The 13041-nt window shown below is 60.9% G+C and carries 16 protein-coding genes and 1 tRNA gene; all 17 read right to left on the reverse strand.

Features of this window, described 5'->3' with window-relative positions; translation table 11 throughout:
- Positions 1-78: 78 nt before the first annotated feature.
- Positions 79-1794, reverse strand: a complete 1716-nt coding sequence (locus IVB46_RS30130) for a hypothetical protein (RefSeq protein WP_247344063.1) — start codon at positions 1792-1794, stop codon at positions 79-81.
- Positions 1791-1961 carry a hypothetical protein gene (locus IVB46_RS30135; protein ID WP_247344066.1) on the reverse strand — a complete coding sequence of 57 codons (171 nt, stop codon included), beginning with the start codon at positions 1959-1961 and terminating at the stop codon, positions 1791-1793. Before IVB46_RS30135 ends, IVB46_RS30130 begins: the two co-directional genes overlap by 4 nt.
- Before the next feature lie 557 nt (positions 1962-2518).
- A complete protein-coding gene (locus tag IVB46_RS30140; RefSeq protein ID WP_247344071.1) occupies positions 2519-2869 on the reverse strand; it encodes a P27 family phage terminase small subunit in 351 nt (116 codons plus the stop codon).
- A gap of 167 nt (positions 2870-3036) precedes the next feature.
- Complete coding sequence (locus IVB46_RS30145; RefSeq protein ID WP_247344073.1) at positions 3037-3417, reverse strand: hypothetical protein; 381 nt, start codon at positions 3415-3417, stop codon at positions 3037-3039.
- Positions 3418-3515: 98 nt separating this feature from the next.
- Positions 3516-3728: a hypothetical protein gene (locus tag IVB46_RS30150; protein WP_247344076.1), complete on the reverse strand. Its 213-nt coding sequence runs from the start codon at positions 3726-3728 to the stop codon at positions 3516-3518.
- 1 nt (position 3729) lies between these two features.
- Positions 3730-4437, reverse strand: a complete 708-nt coding sequence (locus IVB46_RS30155) for a hypothetical protein (protein ID WP_247344079.1) — start codon at positions 4435-4437, stop codon at positions 3730-3732.
- 73 nt (positions 4438-4510) lie between these two features.
- Positions 4511-4984 (reverse strand): hypothetical protein, encoded by a 474-nt coding sequence (locus IVB46_RS30160; RefSeq protein WP_247344082.1) that lies wholly within the window; start codon positions 4982-4984, stop codon positions 4511-4513.
- Positions 4981-5436 (reverse strand): hypothetical protein, encoded by a 456-nt coding sequence (locus tag IVB46_RS30165; protein ID WP_247344086.1) that lies wholly within the window; start codon positions 5434-5436, stop codon positions 4981-4983. The genes IVB46_RS30160 and IVB46_RS30165 overlap by 4 nt, the downstream gene beginning before the upstream one ends.
- Positions 5437-5616: 180 nt before the next feature.
- Complete coding sequence (locus IVB46_RS30170) at positions 5617-6570, reverse strand: hypothetical protein (RefSeq protein WP_247344089.1); 954 nt, start codon at positions 6568-6570, stop codon at positions 5617-5619.
- A gap of 240 nt (positions 6571-6810) precedes the next feature.
- Positions 6811-8565 (reverse strand): AAA family ATPase, encoded by a 1755-nt coding sequence (locus IVB46_RS30175; RefSeq protein ID WP_247344092.1) that lies wholly within the window; start codon positions 8563-8565, stop codon positions 6811-6813.
- Positions 8546-8812, reverse strand: a complete 267-nt coding sequence (locus IVB46_RS30180) for a hypothetical protein (RefSeq protein WP_247344095.1) — start codon at positions 8810-8812, stop codon at positions 8546-8548. The genes IVB46_RS30175 and IVB46_RS30180 overlap by 20 nt, the downstream gene beginning before the upstream one ends.
- Positions 8813-8985: 173 nt before the next feature.
- Entirely contained in the window at positions 8986-10119 is a 1134-nt protein-coding gene (locus tag IVB46_RS30185; RefSeq protein ID WP_247310539.1) for a ParB/RepB/Spo0J family partition protein, read from the reverse strand.
- Positions 10116-10331 (reverse strand): helix-turn-helix domain-containing protein, encoded by a 216-nt coding sequence (locus IVB46_RS30190; RefSeq protein ID WP_247310542.1) that lies wholly within the window; start codon positions 10329-10331, stop codon positions 10116-10118. The genes IVB46_RS30185 and IVB46_RS30190 overlap by 4 nt, the downstream gene beginning before the upstream one ends.
- A 279-nt stretch (positions 10332-10610) precedes the next feature.
- Positions 10611-10687: transfer RNA gene (locus IVB46_RS30195), tRNA-Pro, on the reverse strand.
- A 92-nt stretch (positions 10688-10779) separates the two neighbouring features.
- On the reverse strand, positions 10780-11262 hold the full coding sequence (locus tag IVB46_RS30200; protein WP_038959501.1) for a DUF192 domain-containing protein: 483 nt from the start codon (positions 11260-11262) through the stop codon (positions 10780-10782).
- A gap of 123 nt (positions 11263-11385) precedes the next feature.
- Positions 11386-12018: a cold-shock protein gene (locus IVB46_RS30205; RefSeq protein WP_028150990.1), complete on the reverse strand. Its 633-nt coding sequence runs from the start codon at positions 12016-12018 to the stop codon at positions 11386-11388.
- Between the two features lie 199 nt (positions 12019-12217).
- Entirely contained in the window at positions 12218-12979 is a 762-nt protein-coding gene (locus IVB46_RS30210) for an NAD-dependent protein deacetylase (protein WP_247310545.1), read from the reverse strand.
- Positions 12980-13041: the final 62 nt, after the last annotated feature.

Here is a 13041-nt window from a genome sequence, read left to right on the forward strand (position 1 = left end):
GAGGATGGCCGACGAGGCAGCGGAAAGAAATTCGACGATAGACCCAAGCGACGAAATGGAACCGCCGCTTCGAAGGCCCTAGCCAAAGAAGCTAGTGGCGTCGGTGGTACCTCCTACCGTACCCGGGAAAAACGTGGACACTCCAGCGCCGGCGGTGCCGGAACATTGCGCGATAGCGTGCCGCTGTCCGGTGACAGTAAACCCACCTAACGTGAAGGTCATGCTAGGGCACTCGCAGTAGCCAAATCGGCGCGCTGTGAACGTTGCCCCGCTGTACGTGACATTCGCACCGAAGGTAAAGGTTGAGCTGCTGGTGGTGAGCTTCGCCGCCCCATCCCCGACGAGAAAGAGGCCGATGCCTCCGGTCAGCACCTTGTGATTGGCGCCGGCACAAGTCAGCAGTCCGCCGCTGTTCGCATAGATCCGAAAATTCGCGCTCGATCCATTGTACTCCATATTCTGGAGGGTGACGCTCGTCGCCGACGAGACGGCAACATCCTGCGCCACCGACGACTGTACACGGGCGCCAGATATCGTGAACCGTCCACCGACAGCGGTGGTGGAGATTGCGACGCCGGATGAGTTGCTGATAACGACGTTTGAAGGTGTCGCGTTGTTGCCTTGGAACGTCACCGCGCCGGAGCCTAGATAGCTCTTCAGGACGAGCGCGCCATACGTACTGTTCGCGACGTTGACCATAACATCGAAGGTCGAGCAGTCGAGCGCTGCGATAACATCCATTGCTTTCTGTGGCGTCGCGAATGCCGTGCCGGTGGTGAGCCCATCGTTAGCGTCGTTTCCCGTCGACCCATTGACCTCGTACGTCGCGTTCGCAGTGAGCGCCTTGCGCACGCCAATGTTCGACTGCGCCTGTTGCTTCTGAGATGAAGAGAGCGACTGAGCACCGGCGTAACGAACCACGCCGATATTTGTAGCCGCAGTCGCCGCGCTTGCCAAATCCGACAGGTTGTTCGTGCTTGTAAGGTCGCCCGTGCCTTTCTGCGCAACGAGACCCCACTTTCCCGCCGCGAGATCGGTGGCAAATGTGCCCGCCGTGTGAGGCACGAGACACATGTAGGACGACCCACCGCTTGACACGAAACTTGCCGGAGGCCCGACAACATAAGCGGTCGCCGTCGTCCAGGCTGCTATGGGTAGCAGCGGGGATGGCCCCGTGCCTCCCACAGCCCCCTTCGCAGCAAGCAAATTCCAATAAGTTGCGTTCGGAGCGGCGTGGCCCGCACTCGGCGTATCGTTGATGTAAACATAGGACGACCCTGAAGTCGTCTGCCAATCGCCATAGGAATACGTCGCTGCGTTATCGTAGGCGCCACGCGGATTGAGCGCCTTGAAAATACCCTGATAGGTCCAAACGCCGGCCGACTTAACCCACTGCTTGCCGGTCGTCGGCTGCAAAGCATACTGTCCATCGTCACCGAGGGACGGATCAGGCACGGTCTCGTCGATATCGACAAAAACGAAAAAGCCCGAGGTATTCCACGCCCCGACTATCTTGTCGACATCGCGCGCATAGGTCTCGCCGACGATGCGCTGCTGAGATTCCTTCCAGACCGCATAGGTGGCACCGCTCAAGGTCGATCCCGGCCAAGGCGTTATGGTCAGATGCGTGTCGTCGGTGACGTCGACGATTCTGGCCAGGAAATGCCCGCTCTGGAAAAGATCGCCGGGCTTGACGTTGCCGGCACTCGACCAAAGCGGGCCAGTGCCGGTCACGACGGTGCCGTCTGCCGATACAGCAATGGTGCCGGTGGAGTATGAATTAAGTGCGGTCAAGACTTCTTTTCCTCAATGCGTTTTAATGCTTCTTCGATACGAAACCACTGGCCATCAACTTTGCGCCAGACTTTGCCGGTCGAAGGTTGGAAGGCGATCCAGCCGCGCGCATCCGGCGGTGGTTCAGTGAGTTCGGGCGGAAGCGCCCCGAGGTTGATGTCGGTCATTGGATTCCTGTTGGTGGAGTACTAAAACGCGCCCGCGTATCTTCTTCAGCAGCTGCGCCCGAAGTCCGAGCACGACTTCAACAGGTTCGCGGTCGCATCCGAGCAACGATCGTGGCTCACGATCCAGAGGACAGGCAGCGAACTTGCTCCGGCCAAGGGTGGAGGCCAGGGCGATCTTAATGTCGTGCAACTCATGTGGATCGCTGGTGGCGAGGCCCCGCCGGAACAGGGCTACTGCTTCAGGCGAGATGTGCGGGGAGCGGCGGCGCCGATCTCGTTTCAATCGCGCGGGCATCAGGTCGGCTCTCCGAACTGTTCGAGTCCCCAGCAGATGTAGCGGGATCCTTTGGGGTGTTCAGCGTGCCACCTGGCCATAATCTCTGCGCCATAAAGTCGCCAGGCAGCCCGTGCCGCCTCCCTGTCGGGGTATCCTTTCGCGTCGAGTTCGCAGATTCCGTCCAGATCTCCTGTGCATGGCCATCCAAGCTCCAAAGTCCACTCCCAGTTCTCCAGCGTGCCGGCGTTACGCCGCCTATCCTTCCGCTTACGGACTGGCACTATCTTCGGCTCCCGTAATCCGGAGTCCTCGCCATGCGCGGCGCCTCGGGACCGTCAACGCCATCAAGCGCCAGCTCGCGCAGCAACCGGGCGAAAGAAATCCTGGCGTTTTGCAGGATGCCAACTTCCGGCCGCTCTTTCGGTTGAGCAAAGCGATCGAGAAAGGTTTGGCCGTCACAATCAAGAACTTCTCGCGCGGTCTGTGCCTGGTCCCACGCCTCGCAAGCTAGGGTGAGAAGCTTGACGTGGTGTCCGTCTAGTTCATAGTCACTGATAACCTGATCGAACCACCTTCGCGTATGGGTGCGTAGATGCTTGGGTGCCGTTGGGGCACCGGTTGGTTTGGCCATTTGGCCCTCCGAATTTTTGTTTGAACCGGGGCAGCAATCGCGCGCGCTCTAGGCCAACACCGGCACGCGGCGCGGTAGACTGCACACTTTGAGTCACCCCCTACCCCCCTAGCCGGCATTGTTGATGGGCGCGCGCTGTTCCCGAACGCGCCGCCCATCGCGCGCCGCTAACTGACCGGCGCGACCTTTGGACTGCCCAACACAACGGTCGCACCAGCAGCGAGCGAGGTCCCGGAGTTCAGCGTCAACACAGCCCGAAGGTATCGATTGCCACCGAGGTAACCCTGTTTGTACGAGCTGCTTGCTGCGAGCACGCCAGGCAGCGCCCCGACAAGCAGTGTTGCAGGCACATCCGTAAAGTTGGTGCCGTCAGAGCTATCCTGCACCTTTGCAGTAAAGTTGCCCGCGCCGACGATTGCGCCTGTGTTGATCATGATCGCAGCGGATTCAAACCCTAGCGTGTCTACGCTCGTACCGTTGATCGTGGCAGCCTGCACCGCAGGCACAATGGTTTGGGTAAAGCCCAGATTCTGGCTAATATCTCTCATCAAATAATTTCCTGCTTTGTATTGATTGGTGGCGAGACGCGACGTTCCCCGATCGCGTCTCGCCTGTCGCGGCCGGTAGAAAGGAAGAGCGCGCGGCGTTACTGATCCATTTCCTTGAACACTAGGCGGCGGTCCCGCGGCTTAGTGTCCTTCACTTCTTTCTCCGCCTGCTTCAATCGCGCGCTGCGGCTTGGCTTCCTCCTCGCCGCGTGTTTGCGCACATCGGCTTTACAGATCTCGTCAAGCTTCGCGACCATGCCGCGGATCTCTGCGCGCGTTTCGGTTACCGTCTTTGCTTTCTTCTTGGTCATATCAATTGCCGCCCGCAAACAATGTGATGTCGGCAGGCATTTTCCAGTCCGGAATTTTGCCAGCGCCAACGTGCTTTTGCTCCACAGCATCCACGATCGTGCGCATCAGCGGCGAGCCTGACTCGTCCACGTTTCCAAACCGCTCCAGATTCAAAGGGCGATACATTGAGTAAGCCACGCCGTCCAACCGTTGAGCCGTGATGAAGTGGTGGTGCGCAAGAATTGCATCGCCAAGCGCGCAGGCGGCGCTAACGACAGCTTCGGCGACTGCTTTGTATTCCTGGCCGCGTTGTGCCACGACAAGCTTGGAATATTCCTTCCGCGCCTTCGTGATCTCGGGGGCGAGAAGTTTCAGCGCCTCGGCGATGGCCTCCAACTCCGCCCCAAGTTCGCGGCTGCGCTTCTCGCCGGCCCACGTCGGCGGCGACGGCGGAGGGTTGACCTCGGTCTCGGGCTGCGGCGACAACAAGTCACCCACAAGGTCAACAGCCCCGGCATGCCGTACGATGGGGCGCGGTTTGGATTTGGGCTGTTGCACGACCCATCCCAGCAGCGCGCGGCGTTCTTCCTGGCCGAGTGGGAGCGCTTCTGCTTGCGCGATGGCTTGGCGAGCAAGCAAGCGCTCCTGAGCCTCAAGAAGATCAGCGTAGCGCGGATGCACCGCGCGGATGCGTTCGATTAAGGTAGGTTCGGATTTGGTTTTAGCCAATTGTAATACTCCTAGAAGCGACACACGTGGCGCGGGGATGGTTGGTAAGAGGAGGGTAATGGCCGACAGGGGTTTAGTGGTCGGCGTGGACGTGAGGCTCGATCCCGACAACGCAGGGCCTGCCATCGCGCTCGCCGACTTCAAAAAGGAGGCGCACCCCGATTGCGGCGGGCACGCCAGCCCGCTGAAGGTCCCCGAGCCGACAGAAAACGCGCACGCCACGCCTATCGTCGCGAGATACGAAAACGTAGCGCTTCGCGTCGTTGACGTGCACGATCCGGCCCGCGATTTTTCGCTGCGGATCGTCCTCAGCATCCTCTTCGGGATCAGGCTCGTCCCAAGTGCGCAGGCGCTTCGCCCACTTCACGCGCAGCTTGCCGCTGTGGACTTCAGTGTCAAATTCGATCGCGACGCCGTCGCATGGCTCTATGCCGGCATGCTGCAGGACGGACGCGTGAATGAACACGGCTTCGCCGGGAGGATAGTCGTATTCGACAAAACCGAACGACCGCGCGTAGTTCCATCGCGCCAATCTGCCCCAACTCATTCCGAAAAATCCTCGATGATTGCGCGGAGTGCCTTGCCACTGATTGCGGTGACGCGAGTGGTTGCTCCGTGGGCGGGGTTGCCGAATTCCAGCTGCGTCGCGCTGGTCAACACGGTAACGGCTGTCGGATCGAGTTGAAGCACGACAGACAGGATCGGATCTGCGTTCACACGCCCGGCAATTGCGGATTCAAGCCAGTCGTCAAAACGAAGTGCGCCGGCGGTAAGCGCGGAAACCTCCCGGACCGTGGCCGGCGCGTTGCCAAGTCCGTTGTCGGCGATTGCAGCCAGTAACAGCGTGGCGAGTTGCCGATGCGACAAGTCGGGGCGCGTGCTGCCCGCCGTCACGGGTAGTAAGCCCGCCTCCGAGACACGCTGCACCAGCGCCGCCAAGCGATTGACATTGAGACCAAGCCGTCGCGCGACGACCTGGGTGGCCCTGCGCTTTCGCATGGCGATTAAATCCTAGTTATCAGAGATGAAATGAAAGGCGGCTCACGGCACTACGCCGGAAAAGAGGTGCGCCGGGATCGAACCAGCGCCAGTTTTTGCACGTCACGTCGGGCCACAAACGTGGCCTTCACTTGCTTTCGTTCCGAAGCGGCCCGGAGGCAGTACTCCACACAAAATAATTTACGCGGCCAGATTTTGCGCCGCGGCAAGCGCCTCTATAGCCCTATCCTGCGCTCGGATCGCGCGCTGCTCAGCCGCCTTGCTGTCGCCCCAGCCGCGCTTGGCAGCCATCTGGCGGGCCGTTAGGCCGTCTAGAGCCTCGTTTAATACCGCAGCATGCTCACCCAGTTTGCGCGCTACAGCGGGCGCGTCCATGGCGGCAACAATCGCATTTTCGGCGGCATCGGGAGCGCCGACAAATGAGCCTTCCGCGGCCAGAACATTCCGTCGCGTCTTTCCTGCCAGGAATACAGCGCCGCGAGCAACGACGGTCGGGCCGCGTTCGGCTGGATCCATGCCAACAGCGCTGCGGGCCGCCTCGAAGCTGGCACGTGCCCCGATGCCGAGGCGGTCGATTTCCGACCTACGGCCATTGTACAGGCCGGCGATAAGGTCGCACATCCGCGCGTGGCGCATACGCCATGCGTCGTCCCCGCCGCTACCGCGCTCAACGTAGCTGGAGCGCTCCGGAAAGCCGCCAGACCCGCGCAGGGATAGGTGCTGGGCGCTCTCCTCGGCCAATTCAATTTGCGACTTTCGGCGCGCGCCCTTGCTTTGCCTATAGCCCTCCCGCGCGGGAAACCACCGCTCTTCCCCCTGATTGTCCAAGATGGGATCACCACTGGCGTCGTGCACTCGATAGGCCGTGATTCTGCCCCGGCTATCGAACCTCAGGCCGATACCATGTACGTCCTGTTTCATGCAGGCTCGCTCGATCTCACCTTCGGTTGGGCGGATTTCGTAGACGGTGTCGATCGCATAGCCTTCGGCGACGTCGTCGTTGTCGGCATGCTGCGAAACCTGATCTGGGCCAGCAAAGCGGACCAGGTTGCCGAGATCCCCGTATCGGCCTGCGCGGCGAAGGCGCGTGACGATCGGTGCGGTGTGGTGGCTGTTGTCGTTTGCGTAATTCATGCGTCGCTTTCTCGTTTTTAAAGCCCGTGGTGCCGCGCTCCTCCAAGAGCGCGCGCCCCAAGGGCGCTTAGGGGGTATGGGGGACTGTGCGAACACCCGTTCGAAGGCGTGCGAAGTCAATGAAATCAACTACTTGCGGCACCGTTCGAATGGTGCGAAGGGGGTATGCGAACATCAAGGATTTCAATAACTTAGCTAAGCATGCGAAGTGGTTCGAAGGCGTGCGAAGCCGGTGCGAAGTCACCCATCATCTACCCCTCCGAAGTCCTCCGCGGAGACGATCAGCCGACTAAACCGACGTGATGGCGGGCCTTCCTGCACGATCTTGATAGTGCCGGCGTCTAGCAACCGTTGCATCGCCATTTCGAGGTCACGCATCTTCGTGCCCTTCGCGTCTGGGTGCTTCTGCATCATGCGCGGCGCGTAGCTCGGCGACTTGTTCGGGCTGGGCCGCTGGCCGGTGCGGTTGAGCTTCGACAACACCGACACGAACACACTATCGGCCCGGCTATTAAGCAACCCGTCAGCAATCCCCGGCTTGGAAGGATCGTGCAGCACGAACGCGCCTTCGCACCACTCAAGCTGCATCTCGTCGCCGATCTTGCCGTAGTTGCTCTTGACAGTCCTGAGGATGCGGACGTCCCCCTCGCCGCTGGTCAGATATAGGCGTGAGCGCACTGAGTTATTCCAGGCCGTCGATCCGCTGTAGCCCGAGCCTGATGCCATGCCGGCGATAGAAGGATGCGCCAACAACAACACCGCGCAGTCACGCGCGATCGCCATCTTTCGCAACATCGCCACGAAATGGCGAACCTGCGAGCGCTTCACCTCATCGCCACCGTACAAGTCAGCCGCAGTGTCGAGCACGACTAGGCGAGGCTTCCACTCCTTCACGAACCGATCGACGCGGCGCCACAGCGAGGTCGACTCCATAATCCCTTTGGAGTCTGGCACGGATAGCAGCGCGTCCTGATCCGCGAGAGGCAAGATGCGGAGGTCGGCGAGATCACCGATCTCACGGTGATGAGCTGCGCAGATATCCTCAAGCCGCCGGTGGAATTCCTCGGCTTCATCTTCTGCACCGAGGTACAGCACCCGGCCTGGGCTGGGCTGCAACCCTAGCGTATCAATCGCCAGGGCCGACGCCGCGCCGATCTGCAATCCGAGAAGCGACTTGCCGACACCGCCGTCACCCGAGAGCAAGGTCACCTGCCGATGGGGAATAAGGCCAGTGATAAACCACTCCCGCACCGTTGCGACAACGCCTCTCCATTCGGAGGGATCAACAAGCGGAAACGGTGCGAGCGGCGTTATGATTTCGAGGGTGCCATTCTCGGCCCGGAATTTCGGCGCGTGGTCAAGCGGGCCGATGAACACGTCACCGGCAAAGCCCTCGACCACGGCCTCGGTGATGTGCCAGAACGCTCCCGTTGAGCACGCGCGCCAGATGTTGTCGTCGAATACAAGTTTGCCGCGCTCGCCGGGGAGAAGTTGCTCGCGCTGGAAGCGCTCAAGCAGTTCGCGTTCCTCGTCATGCGACAACGCCGGCCTGGTCGGTCGCTCGGCCGGTGCCGGCTGAGAAGGTTTGTTATCGTTGGCGGCCTTGGGATCGGTCTTTGGCGGGAAGTACTTGACGCCGCCTCCAAGAGCAGCGCGACCGAGGTCTTCAACAATGAACGCGCCGTCTTCCTCAGTGCCCTGCAATTGCTTATGCAGAACAGTGTCGGCCTCTTCTGAGGGCCAAGAGATGAAAACGTTATTGTGGTTGCGAACGCGGCGGTCTTTGTAATGCCAATCGTCCGTATAGATGACACCCCTGGAAATATCCTCACCCGGTGCCTCGTTGCGCAACAGCGTCACGAGGTTTTCCAAGGTCACCGTGGCCGGGTCGAAGTTCGCAACCTTCGGAACTAGAATGTTCCCGTGTAGTCGCAGATCCATCTGCTCGACCATGTCGGCGCGTGAGAGTTTGAATTCAGCTTGTGATGCAGTCATCGGCAGAAGGCTCACTTCCAAAAGTGTTCTCAAATTTGATTACGGCCCTAGCGATCTCATCGACCGCAGCCGGATTAAAAGCGGCCGTGCGTCCTCCGTTTGCGTTCGGCGAATAGACCCTGAAGGTCTGGTCGGGCCTTTGTTCGACGCGCAGGCCGAACATCTTGATGCCGAAGCAAACTTCAACGTCTGCAAAGGCGATCGTTCCGCTCCCGCGTGGTGCGGGGCGTGTCTTTAAGATCTTCAAGTTGATTTCCCCTAATTGGGGTGGGCAGGTATCTCGCCACGGCCGAGGCCGGTGCGCTCATTGTCGGGTAGCTAGCTAGGCCATGTCCTCGGCGCCGGCCAAGGGTGGCTTTGAAAAAATAGCGGGGGTTGCTCCTTTTGGAGCGGTGCACCTGGCTAGGGGCCAGTCGTGCGCTAGGCGGCTTCTCGCGATATTTGCGCCATGAAGGCGTCGCGCGCATCTTTATCTACGAACGCCCATAGCTCGCGGTAGCGCGCGTCGCTGTCTTCCTTGGCGGTGCGGAGCGCGGCGTTTTCCTCCGTCAGCCGATCGACTTCAGCTTGCAGCCGCTCTTTATCTGCCTCGGCAAACATGGCGCGGGCGCTATGCGTTTTCACCAGATTCGCTTCGACACGCTCCAACGCATCGCGGGCTTCGATTTTCCCGCGCAGGTCTTTGTTTACGTCCTTCAGTCTCTTGGCTTCTTGCTTCCAATCCCGGATCACCGCAACCTGCTTCTCTGGCTCGGTCTCCTTCGCGGCTTCCAGAAGCGCGGATCTGTTGTCATCAAGGCCTGCGTCGGTGGCGGCAGCCTTCGCTTCTGGAGACAGCGCGGCGACCTTCGTCGCGCGAATGGCGTCGGTACGCTCAATGCCAAGCTCGCGGGATGCTTCGCTGATGCCGCCCTTGTTTCCTCGCCCACCGGAAACCTGTGCAACTTGCGCAGGTTTGGCGTCGTCACTCGATATCTCGGGCTTGACGGTGGTCAGCTCGATCCAGCGGGCAATCTGTTCGTCTCGCTGAAGGACGGTTAGCTCTGCGCGGTGAAGGTTCTCGGATATCTCGGTAAGCTCGGCTGCGATGTCATCAAGGTCGAGAACAAGGCACTCGATCCACTTCCAGCCAAGACGCTTTGCCGCCTCAATCCGGTGATGGCCGTAAACGAGGACCGGGACGTTATCCTGCTCTTCACCCTCTAGCATCATCGTGACCAAACGAACGGCCGGCGGGCTTTGTAGGCCAATGGCCTCGATTGACTTCATCAGGCTGACGACGGTCTCTTCGTTCAGCGCCCGGCGGCCAGGTGGAACTACAACCTGATACCAGCCCCGAAGATCAAAACACCGATATCGGTTCGGGTACTTCCTGCTATTGGGCATGTAAGGCGACGCTGCGGATATCCGCTCGCCCAATGTTTTTCTGAACCGGGTGCAGCGATCGGCGTGCCTCTCGGTCATGCCCGTCGTGCCCCTTTCTTCTCGCCAGTCGTACAGATCCCCATCGCTCATCGCGTCGAAGTCGGGTGTGCTGGCTGCTGTGTAGTTCACGCCGCCACCTCGCCGGCCTTGTTATCGTTCGCGACCCAGGTCGAGGTTCGCCGCCGGGTCAATATCCAAGCGTCGACATCGGTGGCAGCATACTTGATGGCGCGGCCGATTTTGAAGAAGGCCGGCCCTGTGCCGGCCATGCGCTTCTTGGCGAGTGTCGACGGCGACAGGCCGGTAGCGGCTGTCACGTCATCAATGGAGAGGAAGTTCACAAGGGCCTCCAAGGGGGAGGTGGAGACAGCGCCCCGGCTAAAGCCAGTCAGCGCATATGGATCTAGTATGCTTGCTGCCGCAAAATACTAAATCGGTCCTGTCGATTTCAGCGAGGGCCGCTGAATTCCAATAGGTGCAACAAGCTAGGACGCTTCGCTCGAATCCGTAAGGGCAGGCCAAAAAATATTTCGGCCGGAGAAGTTTCAAACCGGTGGCTACCCGGTGGCGATTCAAGTCGATTTCAGATTTCCGACTTCCGGTTAAGTCTTTGATTTTACTGGTCGGGGCAGCTGGATTCGAACCAACGACCTGCAGTACCCAAAACTGCCGCGCTACCAGGCTGCGCTATACCCCGAATGTCCAGCGAGCCCCGTCGATACACGCTTCCCAAAGCGCCATCAAGCTTTCAAGCCGCCAGCAAGGCGGCAATAACCCCGCCGGGTCGCCCTACTTGGTGCCGAACAGCGGGTGGCCGACGCGGTCGCCGGGACGGATGCCGTATTTCTGCGCCGTTCCCGCCACCACCTCCAGCACGGCCCGCGCGGGCCCCTGGGACGAGATGATCTTGGTCGACAGCGGCTCGGTGTTTTCGGCGATGCGCAGGATGCGACCGTCGGCGCGGATGAAGATCATGTCGAGCGAGACATAGGTGTTCTTCATCCACATCGACACTTCCTGCTCGGGTTTGAAGTCGAACAGCATGCCTTTGCCGTCGGCCAGTTCCTTGCGGTACATCAGCCCGGTCTGCTTCTCCTCCTCGGTCGTCGCCATTTCCACCGAGAACACCTGCACGCCGTTCCTGGTGACGATCTCGAGCGGCTGGAAGCTGGCGGCGCGCACCGGCGCGCTCCCGACGGCACAGCCGACGACGAGGATGGCGGCCAGCCAGCCCCTCGCAATGGACCAGACGGCCTTTCGGTCAAAATTCATGGGACGGTACTCGAGGGGGCGTGGGACTGGACCAGTCCTTACGCGGCGATCGCGACAAAAGCCAGAGGCGCGCTGGACGGCCCGCGCGCCTCTTGTCACGATTGCGGGAGTTGGCGATCGCCGCTAGTGCGACTGCAATCCCGGCGATCCCGTCTCGGGATGGATCTCGGCCGCCATCATGCCCTTGGAGCCGGGCCCGAAGCGGACCAGGACATATTGGCCGGGCCTGAGCTCGGTCATGCCGAAGCGGCGCAGCGTCTCCATGTGCACGAAGATGTCGGGCGTGCCCTCGCCGCAGGTCAGGAAGCCGAAGCCGCGCAGGCGGTTGAACCATTTGACCTGGGCTCGCTCCAGCCCGCTGGTCGCGGTGACCGTGACATGGGTGCGCGGCGGCAGCATCTGCGCCGGATGGATCGCGGTCGACTCGTCCATCGAGACCACGCGGAAGGCCTGGTAGCCCTTGGCGCGCTGGATGCACTCGACGACGATGCGGGCGCCCTCATAGGCGGTCTGGAAGCCGTCGCGTCTGAGCACGGTGACGTGCAGCAGCACGTCCGGCCAGCCATTGTCGGGAACGATGAAGCCGTAGCCCTTTGAAGCGTCGAACCATTTGATGACGCCGTGAACCTCGACGAGGTTGGCACTGCCTTCACCAAGTCCGCTGAACGGGCTTAGCGCGTTATCGCGACCGCCGCCGTGCTCGCCCACAGCGGGAACTCCGATCTTCTTGGACTCAAATCCGTCCGACGACCCCATAACCCCGGACCCCACACTGCCCATTGCAACCCGCCTCAGCGGCGGCGTCGAATCACGCGTCTTAAGAGAATGTTCTCAATTCGACGCGATGCGAATCTTTCGACTCAAAAGATAACACTCCCGGTTGCGGCGCATAGATAAAAAAATGATTCGCCGGAACCTATGAACAGCTTGCACAGCCGCGAATCAAATTGATGCCTCAATTTCCGACAAAGGGCCCGAGAGTCTCGCCGATGTCGTGGCGGATAACGAGGTCGGCGATGTCGTCCTGATCGGTCGGCTCGCGATTGATGATCACCAGACGTGCACCGGCGTTCTTCGCCATCATCGGAAAGCCCGCCGCCGGCCACACCACGAGCGAGGAGCCGATCGCGATGAAGAGGTCGCAGGCTTGCGACAGCGCGGTCGCGCGCTGCATTTCGTCGTCGGGCATCATCTGGCCGAACGAGATCGTCGCGGTCTTCACCGGCTCGTCGCACGCGGTGCAGTTGGGTGCGCCGCCGTCTTCGTCGAAGCGGCGCTTCACCCAGTCGAGCTGATAGGCCTGCCCGCATCCGATGCAGCGCGCATAAGTGGTATTGCCGTGAAGCTCGATGACGTGCTCGGCGGCAAAGCCCGAAGCCTGGTGCAGATTGTCGATGTTCTGGGTGATGACGGCGGGAACCTTGCCGGCGCGGTAGAGCGAGGCGAGCGCACGATGGCCGCGGCCGGGCCTGGCCGCGGCAAAGACAGATTCCATCGCAAAGCGGCGGCGCCAGGATTCGTCGCGAGCTTCCTGGCTGGCGACGAATTCGTCGAACGGGATCGGACGGTTGCGCGTCCAAATTCCCCCCGGTGAGCGGAAGTCCGGGATGCCGCATTCGGTGGAGATGCCCGCGCCGGTGAACGGCACGATGGTCCTGGACTCGGCGATCATGTCGCCGAGTCGTTCGACGCCGCTGCGAAGATCCGATGCAATCACGCGCGGCCTCCCATGTTGGCCTTGCGCTGGCCGCTCCATGCGCAAGCGACAAGATAGTTGAC

Source organism: Bradyrhizobium sp. 61 (assembly GCF_023073075.1).
GTDB classification, from domain to species: domain Bacteria; phylum Pseudomonadota; class Alphaproteobacteria; order Rhizobiales; family Xanthobacteraceae; genus Bradyrhizobium; species Bradyrhizobium barranii.